At 72.1% G+C, this 22,662-nt stretch carries 18 protein-coding genes; 8 read left to right on the top strand and 10 right to left on the bottom strand.

The annotated features are described in order from the left end of the window. Positions 1-8 precede the first annotated feature (8 nt). Entirely contained in the window at positions 9-986 is a 978-nt protein-coding gene (locus tag KI385_RS13105) for an IS481 family transposase (protein ID WP_238572356.1), read from the bottom strand. A gap of 273 nt (positions 987-1,259) precedes the next feature. Here KI385_RS13105 and metF point away from each other — a divergent pair, with 273 nt between their 5' ends. Further along, positions 1,260-2,177 carry a methylenetetrahydrofolate reductase [NAD(P)H] gene (metF, locus tag KI385_RS13100; protein WP_238572355.1) on the top strand — a complete coding sequence of 306 codons (918 nt, stop codon included), beginning with the start codon at positions 1,260-1,262 and terminating at the stop codon, positions 2,175-2,177. A 36-nt stretch (positions 2,178-2,213) separates the two neighbouring features. Continuing rightward, positions 2,214-3,359 (top strand): hypothetical protein, encoded by a 1,146-nt coding sequence (locus KI385_RS13095; protein WP_238572354.1) that lies wholly within the window; start codon positions 2,214-2,216, stop codon positions 3,357-3,359. A 260-nt stretch (positions 3,360-3,619) separates the two neighbouring features. Here KI385_RS13095 and KI385_RS13090 read toward each other — a convergent pair whose 3' ends face one another. The 5 genes from KI385_RS13090 to KI385_RS13070 form a co-directional block, all read right to left on the bottom strand. Then, positions 3,620-5,137, bottom strand: a complete 1,518-nt coding sequence (locus KI385_RS13090) for a phytoene desaturase family protein (RefSeq protein ID WP_238572353.1) — start codon at positions 5,135-5,137, stop codon at positions 3,620-3,622. A 70-nt stretch (positions 5,138-5,207) separates the two neighbouring features. Beyond that, entirely contained in the window at positions 5,208-5,828 is a 621-nt protein-coding gene (locus KI385_RS13085) for a DUF4126 domain-containing protein (protein WP_238572352.1), read from the bottom strand. A gap of 399 nt (positions 5,829-6,227) precedes the next feature. After that, positions 6,228-6,842, bottom strand: coding sequence for a TetR/AcrR family transcriptional regulator (locus KI385_RS13080; RefSeq protein WP_238572351.1), 615 nt, complete (start codon positions 6,840-6,842; stop codon positions 6,228-6,230). Between the two features lie 35 nt (positions 6,843-6,877). Further along, complete coding sequence (locus tag KI385_RS13075) at positions 6,878-9,085, bottom strand: YhgE/Pip domain-containing protein (RefSeq protein ID WP_238572349.1); 2,208 nt, start codon at positions 9,083-9,085, stop codon at positions 6,878-6,880. Next, positions 9,057-9,917: an ATP-binding cassette domain-containing protein gene (locus tag KI385_RS13070; protein WP_238572348.1), complete on the bottom strand. Its 861-nt coding sequence runs from the start codon at positions 9,915-9,917 to the stop codon at positions 9,057-9,059. The genes KI385_RS13075 and KI385_RS13070 overlap by 29 nt, the downstream gene beginning before the upstream one ends. A gap of 218 nt (positions 9,918-10,135) precedes the next feature. Between KI385_RS13070 and KI385_RS13065 the strand changes: the two genes are divergently transcribed. From KI385_RS13065 to KI385_RS13055, 3 genes are all read left to right on the top strand, one after another. After that, positions 10,136-10,621: an SAV_6107 family HEPN domain-containing protein gene (locus KI385_RS13065; protein ID WP_238572347.1), complete on the top strand. Its 486-nt coding sequence runs from the start codon at positions 10,136-10,138 to the stop codon at positions 10,619-10,621. Positions 10,622-10,916: 295 nt separating this feature from the next. Further along, on the top strand, positions 10,917-11,672 hold the full coding sequence (locus tag KI385_RS13060) for a methyltransferase (protein ID WP_238572346.1): 756 nt from the start codon (positions 10,917-10,919) through the stop codon (positions 11,670-11,672). A 259-nt stretch (positions 11,673-11,931) separates the two neighbouring features. Continuing rightward, a complete protein-coding gene (locus KI385_RS13055; RefSeq protein WP_238572345.1) occupies positions 11,932-12,345 on the top strand; it encodes a DUF3040 domain-containing protein in 414 nt (137 codons plus the stop codon). A gap of 330 nt (positions 12,346-12,675) precedes the next feature. Here KI385_RS13055 and KI385_RS13050 read toward each other — a convergent pair whose 3' ends face one another. The 4 genes from KI385_RS13050 to KI385_RS13035 form a co-directional block, all read right to left on the bottom strand. Next, a complete protein-coding gene (locus KI385_RS13050; RefSeq protein WP_238572343.1) occupies positions 12,676-15,117 on the bottom strand; it encodes a transglutaminase TgpA family protein in 2,442 nt (813 codons plus the stop codon). 145 nt (positions 15,118-15,262) lie between these two features. Beyond that, entirely contained in the window at positions 15,263-16,645 is a 1,383-nt protein-coding gene (locus KI385_RS13045; RefSeq protein WP_238572342.1) for a DUF58 domain-containing protein, read from the bottom strand. Then, positions 16,645-17,658 (bottom strand): AAA family ATPase, encoded by a 1,014-nt coding sequence (locus tag KI385_RS13040; protein ID WP_238572341.1) that lies wholly within the window; start codon positions 17,656-17,658, stop codon positions 16,645-16,647. Before KI385_RS13040 ends, KI385_RS13045 begins: the two co-directional genes overlap by 1 nt. Before the next feature lie 308 nt (positions 17,659-17,966). After that, positions 17,967-18,527, bottom strand: a complete 561-nt coding sequence (locus KI385_RS13035) for a beta-class carbonic anhydrase (RefSeq protein WP_238572339.1) — start codon at positions 18,525-18,527, stop codon at positions 17,967-17,969. Positions 18,528-18,967: 440 nt separating this feature from the next. Here KI385_RS13035 and rsmH point away from each other — a divergent pair, with 440 nt between their 5' ends. From rsmH to KI385_RS13020, 3 genes are read left to right on the top strand one after another with little or no spacing between them, the layout of a single operon-like run. After that, entirely contained in the window at positions 18,968-19,936 is a 969-nt protein-coding gene (gene rsmH, locus KI385_RS13030; RefSeq protein ID WP_238572338.1) for a 16S rRNA (cytosine(1402)-N(4))-methyltransferase RsmH, read from the top strand. Next, on the top strand, positions 19,933-20,622 hold the full coding sequence (gene ftsL / locus KI385_RS13025) for a cell division protein FtsL (protein WP_238572337.1): 690 nt from the start codon (positions 19,933-19,935) through the stop codon (positions 20,620-20,622). Before rsmH ends, ftsL begins: the two co-directional genes overlap by 4 nt. A gap of 7 nt (positions 20,623-20,629) precedes the next feature. Beyond that, positions 20,630-22,654, top strand: a complete 2,025-nt coding sequence (locus tag KI385_RS13020) for a peptidoglycan D,D-transpeptidase FtsI family protein (protein ID WP_238572336.1) — start codon at positions 20,630-20,632, stop codon at positions 22,652-22,654. Positions 22,655-22,662 lie beyond the last annotated feature (8 nt).

Here is a 22,662-nt window from a genome sequence, read left to right as displayed (position 1 = left end):
GTACTCGGTCATGACTTTGGTGACAGTCGGCTGATCGGGGGCTGGCCTTCGAGCGCGGTGTGTCGGCGTCGAGTGTTGTAGAAGCTCAGCCACGGCGCCAGGGCCTGGGCGCGTTCGGTGTTGCTGGTGAACACCTGGTGGTAGGCCCATTCGGTTTGCAGGGTGCGGTTGAAGCGTTCGACCTTGCCGTTGGTCCAGGGGCAGTGGGGACGGATGAACCGCTGCTGGGCACCGAGGTCGGCCACGGCCCGGCGGAAGGCGGTGCTCTTGCGGTAGGCCCAGGCGTTGTCGGTGATGACGCGCTCGATGCGGCCGATGCCACGGGCTGCGAAGAAGCCGGCAGCGCGGGTGAGGAAGCCGGCGCAGGTGTCGGCCTTCTCATCAGCATGGATCTCGGCGTAGGCCAGCCGGGAGTGGTCGTCGACGGCGGCGTGGACGTAGTCGTAGCCGATCCTGGCCTGCTTTTGCGCGTAGGTCTTGCCGGCTTGGCGGCCGTGGGCCCGCCATCCTCCGCCGTCCGGGATCCGTCCGATCTTCTTGACGTCAAGGTGGACGAGTTCCCCGGGCCGGGCACGTTCGTAGCGGGCGTGGCTGCGGCGTTCGGCGCGGATGGGCTGTCCGGTCAGCGGGTCGCAGGATGCCAGGCGAGGCATGTGATGGCGGCTCAGGATGCGGGTCACAGTCCGTGCGGGGACACCGGTTTCGGCGGCGAGGAAGTCCGGCCCCCGCCGGTGGACGTGCCGTGCGCTGAGCACTGCGGCCTCGATGTGTGCGGGAGTACGCCTCGGGCAGGTGTGGGGGCGGCTGGAGCGGTCGTGCAGGCCGTTCCAGCCTTCGGCCCGGAAGCGTGCCACCCATCGGTGCGCGCACTGCCGGGAGACTCCCAGTTCCTTGGCCACATGCGCCACCGGACGTCGGTCGTGGACGACACGGCGCACCAGAAGGCATCTGCCGTGAAAGGTCAGCCGGGCATTAGCGTGGGCCATCAAGACCTCCGGTTGTGGTGAAGACAGGCATCTCCACTACGCCCGGAGGTCTCTTCTTGATCAACTACCGACGCGGGTCACCAACCTCTTGGCCGAGTACACCTAGGGAGCCTAGGGACTGCTGGCGGCGTTTTCGGGCGTCGGGCGGTTCTGTGACGCCTTCCGGTCATCCGGGAGGCCGGAAAATGTCCAACCAGTGGACATGAACCGGACCAACCAGGCATAACGCCGATGACGGTTGGTGTGTGCCCGGCCGGTGGTTAACCTGCCGGTATGGCCCTAGGTACAGCTTCCACCAGGACTGATCGCGCACGCACCGTGCGCGAACTGCTCGCTTCCGGCAAGCAGTCCTACTCGTTCGAGTTCGCCGCCCCGAGGACCGAGAAGGGTGAGCGGACCCTGTGGAACGCCATTCGTCGGATCGAGGCCGTCGCCCCGACCTTTGTCTCGGTGACGTACGGCGCCGGCGGCACCTCCCGTGACGGCACGGTGCGCGCGACCGAGCGGATCGCCACCGACACCACCCTCACCCCGGTAGCCCATCTGACCGCGGTCAATCACTCCACGGCGGATCTGCGCAACATCATCGGCCAGTACGCCGACGCCGGGATCCGCAATATGCTCGCGCTGCGCGGCGACCCGCCCGGCGACCCGATGGGCGAGTGGGTCAAGCACCCCGACGGCGTCGCCTACGCCGCCGACCTGGTCCGGCTCATCAAGGAGTCCGGCGACTTCTGCGTCGGTGTCGCCGCCTTCCCCGAGATGCACCCGCGCTCGACGGACTGGGACACGGACGTCACCCACTTCGTCGACAAGTGCCGGGCCGGCGCGGACTTCGCCATCACCCAGATGTTCTTCTACCCCGAGGACTATTTCCGGCTGCGGGAACGGGTTGCGGCGGCGGGCTGTTCAACGCCGATCATTCCGGAGATCATGCCGGTGACGAACGTGCGCCAGATCGAGCGGTTCGCACAGCTCAGCAATGCGGCCTTCCCGCCCGAGCTGGCCGAGCGCATCCTCGCGGTCAAGGACGATCCGGCGGCGGTACGCTCCATTGGCATCGAGTACGCAACGGACCTGTGTGCGCGCTTGATGGCCGAGGACGTTCCCGGGTTGCACTTCATTACCCTGAACCACTCCACGGCGACCCTGGAAATCTACGAGAATCTGGGCCTGCACCAGCAGTCCTGATCACGGTTGCCGGCGAGCGGCGGAAGAGGGGCGTATATGGGCTGGACGGTCCTCTACATCGCGTTCGGCCTGGTCGCCCTGTGGCTGCTGGGTGAGGTCCTGCTCCAGTACAAGGCCCGGCTGCGCTGGCGGTTGCTCGCCTTCACCGGCTTCCTCGGCGTGGTCGTCGGCGTCATCATCCCCTCGGTGATCGTGATCGGGGTGGGCGCGATCGCCTTCGCCATCGGCCAGACCAATGTGACGCTCTCCTTCAAGCGCGGCTTCAACACCGGCTGGGCGCTGGGCGGCAAGCCCGGCGAGAGCCGGCGCCGCCGGGCCCGGCCGACGGGCAAGCCGACCGCCGAGCCGACCCTCCAGGTGTCCGATCTGGAGGCCGTGGCGCCCGCCGACGGCCCGGGCCAGGGCGCCGACGGGGGCCAGGACACCTTCGAGTCCACCGGCGGCTTCCAGAGCCAGGACACCTACGCCGGGCAGAGCTCGTACGACTACCGTGCGGGCGACTACGAGGCCACCGCGTACGCGCCCGGCGACTACGCGCCCAACGCCTACGAGGCCAACGGCGGCTACCGCGGCCAGGATCCGTACCAGGACCAGGGCGCCCCCCAGGACCAGGGCGTCTATGCCACGCAGCCCTTCGCCGTCCAGGACGACTACGCACAGGCCGACGCCGGCGCCGTCTACGCCCCGCAGCCGATGCCCGACGAGACCGGCCAGTACGGCATATACAGCCCCGACGCCCGCGCCCCGCAGCCCGGCTACGGCGGCTACGACGCCTACGGCAGCGCCGCCGACAACGGGAACAGCGACGGCAACGGCTATGCGTACGGCGGCAGTTACGGCCGGCCCGCCGCGGGCCAGGACGGCTACGCCGACCCCTACGCGGCCTACGGCGACGGCCAGGGCCAGCAGGCGCCCTATGCCGACCCGTACACCGGCGCCCAGCAGTACGCCGCCACCTACGACCCGTACGAGCAGCCGGACCCCTACGCCCAGCCGCCCTACGGCGCGCAGCAGTACGACAGCCAGGGGCAGCCGCTCGGCCAGAACCCGGAGCAGGGCTACGGCGAGACACCGCCCGGCGGGGTCTGGGTCCCCCAGCAGCGCGACGGCGAACTCCCGCCCGAGCAGCCTTACCCGCCCTACCAGCAGCAGACTTACGACGGGCAGCCCTACCGCTACTGAGTCCGGGCGGGACACGCAGGGCGTGTCTTACGGATCAGGCCGGGCTCGCGGGGCGCCTGGCGCGCACATCTGCGGCGTCGTCCTCACTCTCCCCCGCTCTCGGCTTCGCTCGAGCGGGAGGGACCCCCATCGCTCCGCGTCGACTCCCTCCTCCGCCTTGCAGCTGCACGCACCAGGCCCCGCTCCCTGATCCGGCCTGATCCGTAAGACACGCCCTAGGGCCGCGGCGACCACCGCCGGCCGCGGCCGCGGCTACGCCCTCATGTCGAGCCGTGCCAGTCGTCACCGTTGACGATCAGGCCCGCGACGATCGCGCCGGACATCCCGGCATGCGCCGGCCCGCCGCCCGGGTGTGACCAGCCACCGACCGCGTAGAGCCCCGGTATCCGGGTGCGGTTGCCGGGCCGCAGAAAGCGGCCTTCCTGCCCCGCCAGCGCCGGTCCCGGCACCAACATGTCGTCCGTGGGCGGCAGAATCTCCCGCCACAGCATCCGCTCCCGCAGCCCGGGAACCGCGGCCTCGGCGATCTCGGTCAGCCGGTCGGCGTCCGCCGCGGCGGCCTCGCGGTCCCGCCAGTCGACCGGGCCGTGCGGGGCCACGGTCGCGGTCAGCGTCACGGCCTCATGGCCGTCATCGGGCCGGGAGGCGGGATCGTCCGGGCGCAGCACCGTCACCGTCGGCCGCTCGCAGGGCATCCGCAGATCGAGGCCGTCCCCGAACACGCCCGCCAGCTCCGTGGCCCGGTCCGGCGCATGGACGACGGTCCGATGCGCCGCTCCCGCCTCCCGCGCGCCGCGCAGCGCCACACAGACCGTCAGCCGTCCCGGCGCACGGTCGCCCGGACCGGTCCGCGGACGCACCTCGTCCTCCCCGTACGGATCCCGCCCCCCGAGGAGCGCGGGAAGCCCGGCCGGATCGATGCCCGCCACCACGAACTCCGCGTCCGCCACCCGGCCGTCGGCCAGCTCGACGCCGGCCGCCCGCCCGTCGTTCTCGACGATCCCGGTCACCTCCGCCCCGAAGGTGAACTCCACCTTGCGCGCCAGGCAGCGCTCGTACAGCGCGTCGGCCAGCGCCCGCATACCGCCGCGCGGGTACCAACTCCCGAAGGTCTGCTCCATGTACGGCAGCACGACGGCGCTCGCCGGGGCGCTGCGCGGGTCGAAGCCGTACGCCAGCGCATGGCTCTCCAGCAGCGCGACCAGTCGGGGGTCGGCCAGCTCGCGGCGGGCGACCTCGGCGAGGGTGGCCGTCGTGGGGCCCTTGCCCCGGCCGAACAGCCCGCGCCTGCGCACCGCCGGATACGGATCGCGCCCCAGCACCCGCCACTCCCGCCACAGCGGCTCCTCCAGGAGCGGGCGGCGGGTGGCGTCCCAGGCCTCGCGGGCGCGGCCCACCAGCGCGCTCCAGCGCTCACCGGAGCCGGCGCCCAGCGCCTCGTCCAGAGCCGCGAGGACACCGGCCCGAGAGGCGTTCGGCAGCGATACGGCCGTGCCGTCGGCGAAGACATGGCGGCTCGCGGGGTCGACCTGGGAGAGCTCGACGCAGCTCTCCAACGGCTCACGGCCGGTCTTGAGGAACAGATCGCGGTAGACCGCGGGCAGATGCAGCAGGCCCGGCCCCGTATCGAAGGCGAAGCCGTCCCGCTCGAACCGTCGCACCGCGCCGCCATGCGTCGCGGCACGCTCGAACACCGCCACCTGGTGGCCCGCGACGGCCAGCCGGGCGGCGGCTGCCATCGCGCCCATCCCGGCGCCGATCACCGCAATCCGTGCCATGCCTGCGACTTTATCCGGCCCCACCGACAACGCCCGCACGGCCGCCGCCGGGCCCTGTGCCGACGCCGCTTCAGGCCGCCGGTGGCACCGCGCCGCCCGCGGTGGCCAGCCGCTTCTCCTCGCGCCGCTGACGCCTGCGCCGCAGGAAGCGGCGGATCCGCGACCAGAGGAGGACCACCAGCGCGATACCCGCGGTCAGCAGCGCGGCCGCGATGACCGCCGCTGCCACCGGATGGAAGACCGCGAAGGCGATGATCCCGGCGACGCCCAGATCCTCCAGCAGGCTCAGCACGATGTTGCTGGCCGGCTCCGGCGAGGTGTTGACCGCGATCCGTGTGCCCGCCTTGACCAGATGGCTCAGCAGCGCGGTGGAGCCGCCCACCACGCCCGCCGCCAGCTCGGGCAGCGAACCGTTGTGCCCGGCCAGCAGCGCCGCCACCACGGCGCCGGCGACCGGCCGGATCACCGTGTGCACGGCGTCCCAGACCGAGTCCACGTACGGGATCTTGTCGGCGACGGCCTCACACAGGAAGAGCACCCCGGCCACGATGAGCACATCGGGGCGCTGCAACGACGCGGGCACCTCATCGGTGACGCCGGTCGCGCCGAGCAGGCCGAACAGCAGGACGACGGCATAGGCGTTGATCCCGCTCGCCCAGCCACTGGTGAACACCAAGGGAAGTACGGACACCCGGCCGATCGTAGGCGGTGGTTGGGGGCCGGTGCTCAGGTTTGAGTATCCGTACTCAGACGCCGAGATGAGTAGGTACGCGGATGGGCCGGCGGCCTCCCGGACGAAAGAGTGGGGACCACGGAAGGGAAGCGGCGCCGCACCGCCGACACGGGGCGGCGGAGCGGCGCGGCTCCCGGACGTGACGGGGGAAGCACGGGGGAAAACGGGGGAGGTACGGGGGAAATACGGGGGAGCCACGGGGGCTCCACGGGGGAGCACGGGGGAATCGCTGCCCTGGTCGGATCGGTGGGGGAACGATCCGTGCCAGGGCAGCGCACTCTTTTGTGCGGGCCCACGGGGGAGAAAAGGGGTGCGCGCCGTACCTGACCAATACGGCGCGCACTCGTATACCGAGGACTACGCGGGGCGGCCGCTGACCCGCCCCTGGAGCAGCCGCGACAGCGCGGCGTGCACCTCGTCGATCGACCGGTCCGGCTGGTAGGACTGCCAGTCCAGGGCGGCCACCAGGACCATCCCGAACAGCGCCGACGCGGTCAGCGGGATGTCGATGTCGTCGCTCAGCTCCTCATCGGCCACCGCCTCGCGCAGCACGTCCTCCACCACCGTGATGGCCCGCTCGCGCACCACCATCAGCGTCGACTGCCAGGCCCGGTTGGTGCGCCACAGCTCGGCGACGTAGAGCTGGGTGAGCGCCGGGTAACGGGAGATGAAGTCCAGACCGGCCCGGATCATCGCGTCCAGCGCGTCGATACGGCTGCCGCCCCGGTCCGCGACCTCCTCGGCGGCCGCCTGCAAGGAGGTCGCCAGCAGCTCGATGCCGTGCCGCAGCAGCTCCTCGAAGAGAACGTTCTTGCTCGCGAAGTTGTAGTAGACGGTGCCCTTCGCGACGCCCGCCCGTTCGGCGATCTCGTCCACCGTGGTGGACGAGAAGCCCTGTTCGGCGATGAGCGTGACCGCGGCCTCGAAGAGCTTGCGCCGGGTGGCGTCGCGGCGTGTATTGGAGCTGTCCATGGGGGCGATTGTGCCGGTCCCCACCGGGTGCGTGGTCACAGGCTCAGCTCCGGATGCAGGTCCTTCATCCGCACCACCTGCCGGCCGCGCGCCGTCAGCGAGGTCAGCGCGAGCGCCCCGGCGGTGAACGCCAGCAGCACCGCACTGCCCTGCCATACGGGCGCGAGCCCACCGCCCGTGATGAGCCGTCGCAGCCCCTCCACGATGTAACTCATCGGCAGATAGGGGTGGATGGCGCCGAAGAAGCCGGGGCTGGTCTGCACCGGGTAGGTGCCGCCCGCCGAGGTCAGCTGGAGCATCAGCAGCGCCAGCACCAGGATCCGGCCGGCCGGCCCGAACTGCGCGTTCAGCCATTGCACGATCGCCGAGAAACAGGCCGTGACCAGCACCAGGAAGCCGATCGTGCCGGCCGCCCGGACCATCTCCAGACCGAGCGCGAAGTGCAGCACGGACATCAGCGCCGCGGTCTGCAGCACCCCCACCCCGAACACCGGCAGCCATCCGGACACCGCCACCCGCCAGGAGGACGCGCCCATCGCCAGCGCCCGCCGGTTGAGCGGCTGGATCAGCATGTACGCCACCATCGAGCCGACCCACAGGGACAGCGGGATGAAGTACGGGGCGAACCCGGTGCCGTAGTTGGGCGCCTTGTGGGCGGAGTCCGAGGCCAGCTGCACCGGATCGGACATCACCAGGGTGCGCGTGTCGCGGTCCTTCTTGCCGTAGTCGGGGATCCGCTTCGCCCCGTCGTGCAGCCCGCCGGCCAGCTTCTGCGAGCCGTCGGAGAGCTTGAACATGCCGCCGTCCAGTGTCTGCGCGCCGTCCTTGAGCCTGCCCACACCGGAGTCGAGGTCGCCCATTCCGGCCGCGGCGCGGCCGGTGCCGTCGTGCAGCTGGTGCGCACCGTCGTTGAGCTTGTCCGCGCCGGCGGCCAGCTGGGCGTTGCCCGCGGCCAGCTTGCGGGCGCCCGCGGAGACCTTGTGCGCACCGTCGTTGAGGTCGTTGATCTTCTTGACCGCGGCGTCCATATCGGCGCCCAGGGTGGGCCCGCGCTCGGCCAGCTCACTGGCCAACGAGTGCAAGGTGTCCAGGTCCCGCCCCAGTTGTTCCAGGTTCTTCTGGTCGTGGACGTATCCGCTGACCTCCTCGGCCTTGTCCGCCGCGGTGTCCGCCTGCTCCGTGAGCTTCTTCAGCTCGGCGCAGGAGGTGTCGAGCTGCACCCCGCTCTCGCAGCGCAGCCGGTAATAGGTGGCCAGATGGTCGGAGATCCCTCGTGAGAGCTTCGCCCCGTCGGCGGCCGCGGCGGGCAGCTTGTCCAGATGGTCCCGGACCGCCTGCGAGCCGTCCGCGACGAGCTGTGCCGCCTCGCCGATCTCCTTGCCGTGCGCCCGGATGAACGGCCCCACCTTGCCGACGACGCCGTTGACGGTGTCGGCCAGCTGCTGGGTGCCCTGCGCCACCTGCCCGGAACCGTCGGCCAGTTGGCGCGAGCCGCGGGCGGCCGTACCGGCTCCCCGGGCGAGGTCGGAGCTGCCCTGGGTGAGCCGCCCGGCGCCCGCGTCGAGGTCGCCCAGGCCCGTGACCAGTTTGCCGCTGCCGTTCTTCGCGGTGCCCAGACCGTCGGCCAGTTTGCCCGTGCCGTCCTTGGCCTGCCCGATGCCGTCCTTGAGCCGGTCGGCACCGTCCGCGGCCTGCTCGGTCCTGCCGTGCAGCGTCGAGAACGACACAAAGATCTTGTCGAGGAACGTACGTGACGACTTCGCGGAGGCCGCGGAGCGCACCTCGGAGAACACCGTCCGGGAGATTTGCCCGACGATGTAGTTGTTCGCGTCGTTCGTCCGCACCTTGAGGGCGCCGGTCTCCGGGTGGTCCCCGGAGCTGGAAGCGATCCGCCGGCTGAAGTCCTTCGGGATGGACAGCGAGAGGTAGTACGAGCCGTCCTCGACGCCCCTGGCGGCCTCCTCGGCGCCCACGGGGTGCCAGTCGAAGGTGTGGCTGTCACGCAGCCCGGAGACGATGCTGTCGCCCGCCGAGATCCGCTTCCCGTCGACCTCGGCGCCCTTGTCCTCGTTGACCAGCGCCACCGGAATCCTGTCCAGCCGCCCGTACGGGTCCCAGAAGGACCACAAATACAGCGCGCCGTACAGGAGCGGCAGCAGCAGAAGGGCCGCCAGCGCCGCGCGCGGCAGCTTCCCCCTACCGAACCGCTTCAGCTCAAGCGCGGCCAGCTTCGGCGAGCGCATCGGCCGCCCCCTCCTCGTCGTCGTGCCCGTTCTCGCTCTTCCCGCCGTCGTCGCTCTCCGGGGCGGCGTCCGGTGTGGCGCTGGGGCCGTCGCCGGGCGCGGCCTGCGGGGGGTCCTGTTCCGGACGGTCGCCCGTACGCACCAGCAGCACGCCCTCGTCGCCCTCGGGTGGCTCGCTGCACACCGCGAGCACCGTCGTGCCGGCCGTCGCAAGGCTCCGCAGCATCGCCCAGGCCGCCGCGCGCTCCCCGTCGGACAGCTTCAGATCGGTGTCGTCGACGGCCAGCAGCCGCGGCCCGCCGATCAGCGCGAGCGCCACGGACAGCCGCAGCGCCTCCAGCCGCTCCAGATCGCGCACCGACGTACGGATCCCCTTGGGCAGCGACTCCGGGTCGAGACCGGCCGCCGCGAGCGCGTCGTCCACCAGGGCGCGGGCCTCGGCCCTGCGCTCCCGGCGCGGCCGCAGCAGTCCCCGCAGCGAACCGCCGAACCGACCCTGCAACAGGGCGCGTTCGCGCAAGTGCTCGCCCACGGTCAGCGCGGGATCGAGCTCGGTGACACCCGGCACATGCGCGAGCGCGGTGACGGACCGGACCGCGGACATCTTCTTGGGCAGCGGCAGTCCGCCGATCTCGGCGGTGCCCGCGGCGGACTTCATCCGGCCGGTGAGCGCGAGCAGCAGACACGTACGGCCCGAGCCCGAGGGGCCCTGCACGGCGATCAGTGAGCCGGGCGCGGCCGTGATGTCGATGTTCCGGAACGCCCATCCGCGGGGGCCCTTGACCCCGAATCCCGCGGCCGTGACCGCCGCCCCGTGCGGGGTGCTGTCCACGATCCCCTCCTTTGAACTGACTGGTCAGTTCAAAAAGTATGCAGCACCCCACCCCCCGTTCCGCAAGGGGGTCTTGGGAATCCGCCGGGGTTCCCTTCCCCTTTCACGACGAAAGAGCAGGTCAGGGCCGATTGTCAGTGGTGTACCTCACGATGGGGTCATACGGTCCCGAATCGGCATTCGGTCCCGAACCGGCATGCGACGACAGGAGGTTCGTCATGGCAGCTCGTCCCAGCGCGGGCAGCTCCGCTGCGTACGGTCCCCCGAGCGATGTCCACCCCGTCCTGCGACGGGCGGCCGCACCACCGGCCGCCCTCGACCTGCTCGCCAAGGCCCAGCACGGCCTCGACGAAGCACAGACCCTGGAAACCCCCAACGAGCAGTTCGCCACGGCCCACCTGGCCGCACTGCGCACCGCCGCCGCCGTCCTCGCCGTCCGCGGCAGGCCGGAGACCACCGTGCGCCGGAGGCAGCGTATCCGTAGCGCCTGGGAGGTGCTGCCCGAGGTCGCTCCCGAACTCACCGAGTGGAGCGCCCTGTTCGCCGCCGGCGCCGCCCGCCGCGCCAAGGCGGAGGCCGGCATAGCCGGCGCGGCCAGCCGCCGCGACGCCGACGATCTTCTGCGTGACGCCGCCATGTTCCTGCGCCTGGTGGAGCGCATGCTGCTCCTCCAGCCGTCGCTGCCGCCCCAGCGGGCGGGGTAGGGGCGACCGAGTCGGCGACGGGGGCGTCCCGCCTGGGGGAGGCGCGCGCGTCTGACGGGGCGGCTGTGACCGGGGGCACTGCGTCCCGGGGGCGGGGAGCGGAGTGGGGTGGGGCGGGGGGGGAGGGGAGGGAGGAGAGGCCCCGCCGCCACCATGCAGCCCGTCCACCTCCGTCCACCCCCGTCCCCACCCCGCCACACCCCCTTCGTGAGGCTCCGCAGGCGGCGGATGGCGCGGGACGGAATAGGGTGGTGGACGCCTAGATGTTCATGCCCCCGCCGAGGAGCCACCCGCCGTGTCTGACCCGCTGCGCCCGCGCGCATCCCTTCGTACCGCCGTGGTCTGGGAGGTCCTCAAGGACGCCCTGGAGCGCCGGGTCAAGGCCGCCGGGCGCGACGCCCTGGACGTCCTCGACACCGGCGGCGGCACCGGCAACTTCGCCGTGCCGGTGGCCCGCCTCGGCCACCGCGTCACCGTCGTCGACCCCAGCCCCAACGCCCTCTTCGCCCTGGAGCGCCGCGCAGCGGAGGCCGGCGTCGCCGACCGGGTACGCGCGGTCCAGGGTGACGCCCACGGCCTGTTCGACGTCGTCGAGCGCGGCGGCTACGACGCCGTGCTCTGCCACGGCGTGCTGGAGTACGTCGACGACCCGGCCGAGGGCATCCGCAACGCCGTCGACGCGCTGCGCCCGGCCGGCACCCTCAGCCTGCTCGCGGCCGGCCTGGGCGGCGCCGTCCTCGCCCGTGCCCTCGCGGGCCACTTCAGGGAGGCTCACCAGGCCCTCACCGACCCGGCCGGGCACTGGGGCGAGGGCGACCCGATGCCGCGCCGGTTCACCGCCGACCAGCTCACCGACCTGGTCTCCGCCACCGGCCTGGAGGTCGGCGCGGTCCACGGCGTACGGGTCTTCGCCGACCTGGTCCCCGGCGTGCTGGTCGACACCGAGCCGGGCGCCATGGACGCGCTGCTGAAGCTCGAGGCGGCCGCCGCCGAGCAGCCCGCCTTCCACTCCGTGGCCACTCAGCTGCACGTCCTCGCGGAGCGCGACTGACCCACGCGGCACACCCGGCTACCGCGTGCAGTCGGCCACAGGCCACCCGATCAGCCCCTTCGCCCCGTATGATCGGGGTACGACGTTCCGGCATGACGGATAGGCGGGTGGGGAATGCAGGCAACATCACCACCGGCCGCCACGGCGGCCCGGACAGTGAATTGGCGTCGAGGGGCGGGTTTCACGGGGGCGATTCCCTGCCTATCCTGAAAGGGTCGCACCCCGGTCGCCCCCCGCGACCGACGAGTAGGAGGACTCCGTGCCGCTCTCGGAGCACGAGCAGCGCATGCTCGAGCAAATGGAGCGAGCGCTGTACGCCGAAGATCCCAAGTTCGCGACAGCGCTTGAGGGAAGCGGGCTGCGTACGTACACCCGGCGACGGGTCTACCAAGCGGTCGCGGGCTTCCTGGTGGGTATCGCCCTGCTCATGGCCGGCATGGTCGCGCAGCAGATCTGGATCAGCGTGGTGGGTTTCCTCGTCATGCTCGGCTGTGCGGTGCTGGCGGTCACAGGATGGCGCAAGGCTCCGAAGCCGGGTGAGCAGCACGCCGGTGCGGGTTCCGGAGGCGGCGCAGCCGGTCCGGCACGCCGTCAGGCCAGGCAGCGCCGCTCGATGATGAACCGCATCGAGGACCGCTGGCAGCGACGCAGGGACGAACAGCAGGGCCACTGAGCCGAGGGACCGGACGGGCTCGCAGGGTTCCGCCAGGCGGTCCACCGGGCCCACCGGACACCGGGCCTGGCCCCGGCTCAGACGAGTTCATGGCCCCGGCAGTTCACCGCGCCCCCGCAACGGTCTCTTCCACCGGTTCGTCCAACGGCTCTCCACCATTTCTTCCGGACGTTACCTCCCGCTCTTTTCACGCCAGGATTTCGCAGCTCACCGCTGCCGGCCGCAGCTCTCCGGCTGCTGGATTCCCGGTTCTTCGTGTTGCGGCCACCCGACAGGATCGGGTGGCCGCAACACGTTTTTCGTGCCGCAACACGTTTTTCGTGCAAGGGGTCAGGCCCGCTGCCGTCCCGGCCGGAGGACGGTCGCCGCGCGCCGTGCCGTGGCCACCGGCCGACTGGTGCGGAGGCGGAGCAGCAGGGACGTCCAGCGGGCGGAGCAAGCCCACCGCAGACGGGCAGCGGAGCGTGGCGCGAGCTGGGCACGCAGTCGCATGCCACGGGTCGCCCCGGCCTGCAACCCGGCCCGTATCTGCTGTACATCCAGGGCGAGGCCGGCCACCGGCCGCGGATGCGGGGCGTACAGAGCCTGTTCGACCGCCGCCGCAACTCGGTTCGCGGCCGCGGCCGGCTCCGGTTGCAGTTCCCCGATGTGAATGATCCGTGCGGCCGCCTTGCGCGGGGTCAGCGATTCGTCCGGCACGATGCCGAAGTCCCAGGCTGTGTCCAGCAGCTCCCGCCAGGCGGCGAGAGCGTCCGCCGCGATGTCCCCGCCCGGTCCGCCGGCCGCCAGCCGCCGGGAACGCGTCCGCAGTCGCCACAGCAGCGGGACCGTGGGCAGCAGCAGGACGAGTACGGCGCCGAGCGCGATGACGGCGATCACCCAGGGGGACAGGCCGCCTTCCGGCGGGCGGGCGCCGGACTGCGCGGGCAGCGTCACGCATGCCGAGCCGGAATCTGACCGCTGCTCACGGGGGCCGCAGGACGGGGCCGTGGTCGGGCCGTCCGAGGGGGCCTCGGAGTGGGAGGGCCGGGGTGTCGGGCTGCCGGGGTCGGCCGTGCCCGAGGTGTCGGGATAGGCGTAGTCCGGGATACTGCCGCGGGTCGGGGTCGGTTCGAAGCGGGTCCAGCCGATGCCCTGGAAGTACAGCTCGGGCCAGGCGTGCGCGTCCTTGAGGCTGACCGAAGTCGTGCCGTCGGGCTGCTTGGTGCCCGGGGTGAAGCCGACCGCCACCCGGGCGGGGATGCCCAGCGTCCGGGCCATGGCCGCCATCGAGAACGAGAAGTGGACGCAGAAGCCCTCCTTCTGCCGCAGGAACCGCGCGATGGCCCCGGATCCGCTGCCGGCCCGGACGTCCGTGTTGTAGCTGAAGCCGCCGTAGAGCGCGAACCAGTCCTGAAGCTTGACGGCCTTGGCGTAGGCGGTCGGTGCGCCGTGGGTGACCTGCCGGGCGGTGGTCCGTACGACGGGCGGCAGCGAGTCGGGGATCTTGGTGTACTCGCGCAGCAGGTCGGTGGGCGGCGCGGGGGCGGTGGCCAGCTGCCGGGACGTGGGCCGTACCTGCAGGCTTTCGACCTGGTACTGCAGGCCGCGGGTGTTCTGCCCGCGGTCCCCGACGAGCGTGCGGCCCTCGGGCTCGAAGCGCCAGCGGCCGGAGATGTCCACCTTGGACGCGGGGTAGGGGAGCGGCAGCCAGTTCTGGGCGTACCACTCGGCGGTCGAGATCGAGGTGTTGATGCGGTTGCGGCCGACCGTGGAGTTGAGGCCGGGCGGCTGCGGAAGCTGTTCGGGGACGTCCGTGACCGTACGCTCGGACGGCTTCCAGGTCGTGCCGTCGAACTGGTCGAGGGCGACGATCCGCAGATACAGGCCGCGGGTGTCGGCGGCGGTCGTGCGGTAGTTGAGAACTTCCTTGTCCTCGGGCTGGTTGAGGCTGTCCTGCAGCGACACCAGCGGATTCACCGCGGAGATCGTGCCGCCACCGCTGCCGGAGCCCGCGCCGCCGCCGGCCCGGCCGATCAGCCCGCTGCCGAGGGAGGGCAGCACGGCGGGCACCGCCAGCGCGATCCCGAGCGCCAGTGCGCCGATCCTGCGGCCCGTACGGACCGGGGCCAGCGCCGGTCCACCGTCGCCGGCGGCGAACGCCGGTCCGCCGCCCGGTCGGTCCGCTCCGCTGCCCGTCCCGCCGAACACCCGGCCCCACTGGGAGAGCCGGTCGCGGCCCTCGGCCATCAGGAGCAGCAGATAGCCGGCCGCCGCGATCAGGAACCACAGCCAGCCCGCGCCGCCCTGGGACAGCCCCGCTGCGACCGAGTAGAGCGCGAGCAGCGGCAGCCCGGCGGGCGCTGCGCTGCGGTACGTGACCGCCAGCGCGTCCACGACCAGGCCGATCACCAGCACACCGGCGACCAGCAGCAGCCGGATACCGGGGGTGACGGGAGCGGGGATGGCGTACCGGCCCACGTCCTGTACGCCGCCCTGGAGCAGCTCGCCGAACTCCGCGATGGCCTCCGGGCCCGGCAGCAGGCCGACGATCGCCTCACCAGGGGTGAAGAGCAGGGTCAGCAGCGGCACGGCGACCAGGGCCTGTGCGCCGATGACCAGCGGTCCGGCGAGGGGGACCCGGCGGGCCAGCGCGCCCACGCCGGTCATGATCGCCAGCAGAATCGCCGCCTGGATCATCCAGCCGATCGGTTCCACCAGCGGCAGCAGTGCGCAGGCGGCACACAGCGTGGCCACCATCGCACACAGCGCCAGTCGTGCCCGGCCGCTCATGCCCGTGCCTCACTTCGCTCAGGACCACCCGGGCAAAGCCCGCACCGGTCGCAGGCGTGGGGCACCACCGGCCGACCGTCCATCAGCAGCCGCCCGTCCGTGACCCGCTCACCGTGCCCGTCCCCTCCCCGGCCCGAGTACCCGTTCATGACCAGCCCCCTGCCACCGTCTCCGAGGCGTCCGCCTCCGCCGTCCCGTGCGGCGCCGCCGCCGCGCGGTCCGCGGCCGCCCGCCACAGGTCGGCGAGCGCGTCACCGGGGGCCACCGGCAGCGCGGTCCAGCCCGCCCTCCGCAGCAGACGCAGCCGTTCGGCGACCGGGACCTGGCCGCCGGCGAATCTGATGCCGCCGGGGCCCCGCGTCCAGGCGTCGCCGTCCAGGACGAAGGCGATCGCCGCGCCGCTGCGCCGGCGCATCCGCCCGGCGACCGCCGCCTGCTCCTCGTCGAGATCGCCGAAGAAGGCGACCAGCAGTCCTTCGTTGCCGCCACGCAGCATGTCGTACGCCGCGGACAGCCCGTCCTCCTCGGAGTGCTCCACGACGGCGAGGGTGTCCAGCAGCAGGCCCGCGGCGTCGGCGGACTCGGTGCCGCCCGCGAAGCTGCCGGCGCCGTCGGGGCCCGGCACCGAGCTGCCGGTATCGGTCAGCAGCCGCACCGAGAAGCCGCGCTCCAGCAGATGCACCGCAATCGAGGCGGCGCCCGCCACCGCCCACTCGAAGGCCGAATCGGGGCCCGTACCGGGGTGGGCGATGTCGCGGGTGTCGAGCAGGACCGTGCAGCGCGCCTTCTGCGGCTGCTCCTCCCTGCGGACCATCAGCTCGCCGTAGCGCGCGGTGGAGCGCCAGTGGATCCGGCGCAGATCGTCGCCGTGCCGATAGCCGCGCGGGATGACATCGTCCTCGCCGGCCAGCGCCAGCGAGCGCTGCCGTCCGTCGCCGTAGCCCGCGGCCTCGCCCGCCAGCCGCACCGCCGGCAGCGGTTCGACCCGCGGCACCACCGTCAGGGTGTCGACGGCGCTGAAGGAACGGGTCAGCTCACACATCCCGAACGGGTCGGACAACCGCAGCTGGAGCGGCCCCAGCGGATAGCGTCCGCGCAGGTCGGAGCGGACGCGGTAGGAGACCTCGCGGCGGCCGCCGGCCTCGACCCGGTCCAGGATGAAGCGTGGCCGGGGCCCGAGGACGTACGGCACCCGGTCCTGGAGCATCAGCACGCCTGTGGGCAGCCGGGAGATGTTCTCCATCCGCAGCAGGACCCGGGATTCGGCGGCCGCGGGCACCCGGGCGGGGGAGAGCGTACGACTGCCCGCGACCCGGTAGCGGGTGCGGTGCAGGACCAGGACACACATCAGCGGAAGGGCGGCGAGCAGCAGCCCGACCCGCAGCAGATCCGCCTGCCCGAGGAGGTACGAGCACGCCGCGGCGGCCACCCCGGCCGCCAGGAACGACCTTCCGCGCGTCGTCAGCCCCCCGAGGGCCGCCCGCAGCCCGCCCCGCTCCGGCGTCCCCTCGCTCCCCCCGTCGGACATCACAACCCCCGTACGCCGGGCGGCCGTTGGCCGGGTGTCCGCCATGGCTGCGCGGACCGGTCGGGGACGGGGACGCGCTGCAGGATCTCCAGCACGATCTGCTCGGCATTACGGCGGTTCAACTGGGCCTGGGCGGTGGGCAGCAGCCGGTGGGCGAGCACCGCCACCGCCAGCGACTGCACATCGTCCGGGAGGGCGTACTCACGGCCCAGGAGCGCGGCCGAGGCCTTGGCGGCGCGCAGCAGATGCAGCGTGGCCCGCGGTGAGGCGCCCAGCCGCAGCTCGGGGTGGCTGCGGGTGGCCACCACCAGGTCCACGGCATATCTGCGCACCGCTTCGGCGACATGGACCGTACGCACCGCGTCGACCAGCTTCACGATCTCGTGGGCGTGCGCGACCGGCTGGAGGTCGTCGAGCGGGGAGGCGCTGCCGTGCACATCCAGCATCTGCAGCTCGGCCGCCGGGCTGGGATAGCCGATCGACACCCGCGCCATGAAGCGGTCCCGCTGCGCCTCGGGGAGGGGGTAGGTGCCCTCCATCTCCACCGGGTTCTGGGTGGCGACGACCATGAACGGGCTGGGCAGCTCGTAGGTCTGCCCGTCCATCGTGACCTGACGCTCCTCCATGGACTCCAGGAGCGCGGACTGGGTCTTGGGGGAGGCGCGGTTGATCTCGTCGCCGATCACGATCTGGGAGAAGATCGCGCCGGGCTTGAACTCGAAGTCCCGCCGCTGCTGATCGAAGATGCTGACCCCGGTGATGTCGGAGGGCAGCAGGTCGGGGGTGAACTGGATGCGCCGCACCGAGCAGTCGATGGAGCGGGCCAGCGCCTTGGCGAGCATGGTCTTGCCGACACCGGGCACATCCTCGATGAGCAGATGTCCCTCTGCCAGCAGCACGGTCAGCGCGAGCCGTACGACCTCCGGCTTGCCCTCGATCACGCTCTCCACCGACCGGTGAATCCGCTCCGCGGTGGTGCTCAGATCTCCCCATGCGCTCGGCTCTTCCCCCACTCTCGGCTCCGCTCGAGCGGGGGGACCCCCACGCGCCGGGGGACCCCCAAGGCTCGCTCGTTCGCCATACGTCGTCACTCGGCCCTCCTCGGCCCCGTACTACGGACCGACGCCCCCTCTGCGGACCCGGCCCACCCCGAAATGCGCGTCGCGCCCGGCCATTGCCCGGACGACGTCACGTACGCATTCTTGCCGCCCGCGCGGCTTCGCGTCATGACCTGTGGATAACTCGCACGGATATGTCCCGGCCATCCCGGCGAACCCGACCTTTTGGGCCGGTCCGCACGTCAGCGGACCGGCCCCGCGCCTCAGGCGAGCGGATCGATCTCCCGCAGCAGCCCCGTCGTCACGTCGAAGACAAAGCCGCGGACATCGTCGGTGTGCGGCAGGAACGGCGAGGTGCGCACCCGCTGCATGGACTGCCGTACGTCCTCGTCGAGGTCCTTGAACGCCTCTACGGCCCAGGTGGGACGCTGTCCGACCTCGGCTGCCAGCTCATGGCGGAAGTCCTCGGTCAGGCTGAGCAGACCGCAGCCCGTGTGGTGGATGAGAACGATCGAGCGGGTGCCGAGTGCACGCTGGCTGATCGTCAGGGAGCGGATGATGTCGTCGGTGACCACACCGCCGGCATTGCGGATGGTGTGGCAGTCGCCGAGCTCGAGGCCGAGCGCGGCGTGCAGGTCGAGCCGGGCGTCCATACAAGCCACGACGGCGACCTTGAGGACGGGCCGGGCGTCCATTCCCGGATCGGTGAAGGCGGCGGCATAACGCTGGTTCGCCTCGATGAGGCGGTCGGTGACCGTGCCACCGGTACGGACGGCGGCGCTGTCGGCGGACGGGGGCAACGGCTGCGACGCAGGTATGGGCATGGACTCAAGGTAATCGTCGCCGGCTCTTTCGGCTGCATGAGAGGCCGGGCATAGGGGTCATCATCACTCCTTGTGAGGTAATCCACAGGCCGGCGTGCGCCCCCGCCGTCCGGGTGAGAAGGCCGCTGGAAGTCTGTGGGAAAGTCCGCGGCAAAGCCGTCGCAGGACGCGCGGAACCGGTTGATTGACCGGGAGAGCCGGTGGACTAAAGTGGCGCGAAGTGGGAGGCGTGACGCTCTCCTTGGATACCGAATTCCTCGCGTGCGCGAAGGCGTACGTATGGCTCGGCCTCCTCCCGCTCCCATGGTCTTCCGACGTCACTTCCCCGTCGCCGGAGTACCACTTCCCCTTCAGAGCGGGCGGGGACCAAGCGGTACGTGCGGCATCCCCCAGCCAACGGCCGGGGGACCCACCTGCCGCCCACCCCATTCGGAAGGCGCATGAGTAGCAACACTCGCCACGTACCCGTCATGCTCCAGCGGTGTCTGGACATGCTCGCCCCCGCGCTCGCCGAGCCCGGTGCGGTCGTCGTCGACTGCACCCTCGGCCTCGGAGGGCACAGCGAGGCGCTGCTCTCCGCCTTCCCGGCGGCCCGGCTCATCGCCCTCGACCGCGACCCGGCCGCCCTGAAGCTCGCGGGCGAGCGGCTGGCCCCGTTCGGCGACCGCGCCACCCTGGTGCACGCCGTCTACGACGAGCTCCCGGAGGTCCTCGACCGGCTGGGCACCCCGCGTGTCCAGGGCGTCCTGTTCGACCTCGGCGTCTCCTCCATGCAGCTCGACGAGGCCGACCGCGGCTTCGCGTACGCGCAGGACGCCCCGCTGGACATGCGGATGGACCAGACGACCGGCATCAGCGCCGCCGACGTCCTCAATACCTACGCGCCCGGTGAGCTGGTGCGGATCCTGCGCTCCTACGGAGAGGAGAAGCAGGCCAAGCGGATCGTCGAGGCCGTCGTCCGTGAGCGCGCCAAGGAACCGTTCACGAACAGCGCGCGGCTGGTCGAGCTGATCCGCGACGCACTGCCGCAGGCCGCCAAGCGCACCGGCGGCAACCCCGCCAAGCGCACCTTCCAGGCGCTGCGCATCGAGGTCAACGGCGAGCTGGCGAGTGTGGAGCGTGCCATTCCGGCCGCCGTGAAGGCGCTCGCCGTGGGCGGCCGGATCGCCGTGCTCTCCTACCACTCGCTGGAGGACCGCCTGGTCAAGCAGGTCTTCGCGGCCGGTGCCGCCACCACCGCACCGGCCGGGCTGCCGGTCGTCCCCGAGCGCTACCAGCCCCGGCTGAAACTGCTGACCCGCGGCGCCGAACTCCCCACGGAAGAGGAGGTCGCCGAGAACCGCCGCGCCGCCCCCGCCCGGCTGCGCGGCGCGGAGCGCATCCGCGAGAACGTCGAGGACACCGCGTGAAAAGCCAGGGGCGGCCGCGGGCAGGGCAGAGACGCCTTGCCGCGCTGTTCCCCTCCGGCGGCACCGCCCGCGGCACCGCGGCGCGCACCCCCTTCGTCCTGCTCATCGTCGTCCTCCTGGGCTCCGGGCTGATCACCCTGCTGCTGCTCAACTCCGCCCTGAACCAGGGGTCGTTCGAGCTCAGCAAGCTGGAGAAGAAGACCGACGAGCTGACGGACGAGCAGCAGGCGCTGCAGCAGGAGGTGGACGCCTACTCCGCTCCGGGTGCGCTGGAGCGGCGCGCCCGGGGGCTGGGGATGGTGCCCGGCGGCAGCCCCGCTTTCCTGCTCCCGGACGGCACGGTCCGCGGCAAGCCGAGGGCGGCCACGTCCGAGGGGGCGCCCCTGAGCACCTCCGCCGAGCCGTCGGTCCTGGGCGCGGCGGGCCTGACCGCCGCATCGGCTCCACCCGCCCCGCCGGTCCCGCCCGTGCCACCGGTCCAGCCACCGTCCGTCGAGCCGCCGGTCCCGCCCGGCGCACTGGGCCCGGACAGCACACCGGGCGCGGCGGTCACCCACGGCAACCCGGCCCCGCCGGCCTCCGCGTACCCCCCGGCCTCCCCGGTCGCCGCCGGCTCGCGCGCCTCGTCCGCCCCCACCGCACCCGGCTCCGCGCCCGCCCCTTCCCCGACGACCTTCGGCAGGTGAACGCGGTATGACCGAGCCCAGGGACCCGCGCCGGGTACCGCGCCCCGCCCAGCGCGGCGGCCAGGCCGGGAACCGTGCCGGCCGCCCGCCCGCCGCCCGCCGCCCCGCGCCCAAGGCGGGCACCCCCAAGCCCGGCGCGCCCCGGCCCGCCGCCCGTCGCCCCGGCCCCCGCCCCGTACGCCCCCGCCCCGGGTCCCCGGCGCTCCGCCTGGGCAGCCCGCGCCCCCGGCTGCGGCTGGTCTCCCTCGGGCTGACGCTGATCATGCTGGCCTTCGTCGTACGGCTCTTCCAGGTGCAGGCCATCGACGCCGGGGCGTTCGCCGCCAAGGCCAACGAGAACCGCTACGTACCGGTCAAGCTGGCCGCCGAGCGCGGTGCGATCACCGACCGCAACGGCGTGGACCTGGCCACCACCGTGGACGCGTACGACATCACCGCCGACCCGAGCCTGCTGGCGCCCGGCAAGACCAAGATCGACGACGCCCCGCAGCGGGCCGCCGCGCTGCTCGCGCCGATCCTCGGCGAGGACAGGGCCGCCCTCACCGAGAAGCTCGCCCAGCCCAAGACGCGCTATGTCCTGCTCGCCCGGCAGCAGACCCCGCAGGTCTGGAAGCGGATCAAGGACCTCCGCAAGACCCTCGACGCCAAGGCGGCCGCCGCCCCCAAGCGCGCGCCCCGCCCCGACGTCCTGGTCGGGATCTTCGCCGACAAACACAGCAAGCGCCTCTACCCGAACAAGGACCTCGCCTCCGGCGTCCTCGGCTTCGTCAACAGCGCGGGCAAGGGCGGCGGCGGCCTGGAGGCCCGCCTGGACAAGCAGCTGGCGGGCAAGGACGGCAAGCTCGTCTACGCCCAGTCCGGCGGCCGCCGGGTGCCCACCGCCGACACCCAGGAGCACCCCGCCGTCCCCGGCTCCGACGTCGAGCTGACCCTCGACCGCGACATCCAGTGGGCGGCCCAGCAGGCCATCACCCAGCAGGTCGCCAAGTCCAAGGCCGACCGCGGCTACGTCGTCGTCCAGGACACCCGCACCGGCGAGATCCTGGCGCTCGCCAATTCGCCCGCCTTCGACCCCAACGACATCTCCAAGGCCGATCCGGAAGCGCTGGGCAATGCCGCGCTGTCCGACGCGTTCGAGCCGGGGTCCACCAGCAAGCTGATGTCGATGGCCGCCGTACTGGAGGAGGGCGTCGCCACCTCATCCACCCAGGTCACCGTGCCCAACCGGCTGCACCGCGGCGACCGGCTGTTCGCCGACGACGTCGATCACGCCACCTGGCATCTGACGCTCAACGGCGTGCTCGCCAAGTCCAGCAACATCGGCACGATCCTCGCGGCCGGCCAGCTGGGCAGGACACAGCCCCAGGCCAACCAGGTCCTCTACTCCTACCTGCGCAAGTTCGGGATCGGGAAGCCGACCGGGCTCGGTTTCCCCGGGGAGACCGCCGGCATCCTGGCCAAGCCGCAGAACTGGAACACCTCGCAGCAGTACACGATCCCCTTCGGCCAGGGGCTTTCCCTCAACGCCGTACAGGCCGCCTCCGTCTACTCCACGATCGCCAACGGCGGCGAGCGCATCACCCCCACACTGGTCCGCGGCAGCACCGGACCCGACGGCCACTACGTACCGGCGCCCAAGCCCGCCAAGAACCGCGTGGTCAGCCAGAAGACCGCGAGTACGCTCGCCACCATGCTCGAATCGGTCGTCGACGACGAGGAAGGCACCGGCGCGAAGGCGAAGATCGACGGATACCGCGTCGGCGGCAAGACCGGCACGTCCAACCGGGTGGACCCCAAGACCGGCCGGTACCACGGCTACACCGCCTCCTTCGCGGGCTTCGCGCCCGCCGACAAGCCCCGTATCACGGTCTACTGCGCCGTCCAGAACCCCACCACGGGCAGCTACTTCGGCGGCCAGGTCTGCGGCCCGATCTACCAGCAGGTCATGGCCTTCGCGCTGAAAACCCTCCAGGTCCCGCCGACCGGCGCCAAGCCCCCGCGGCTGCCGGTCACGTTCACGCCAGGCCAATGAAATCGAGG

Origin of the sequence: Streptomyces inhibens, from assembly GCF_022221585.1 — a bacterium.
Lineage (GTDB): Bacteria > Actinomycetota > Actinomycetes > Streptomycetales > Streptomycetaceae > Streptomyces > Streptomyces inhibens.
The sequence above is the reverse complement of the archived record's forward strand: the minus strand, read 5'-3'. Positions and strand labels throughout refer to the sequence as shown.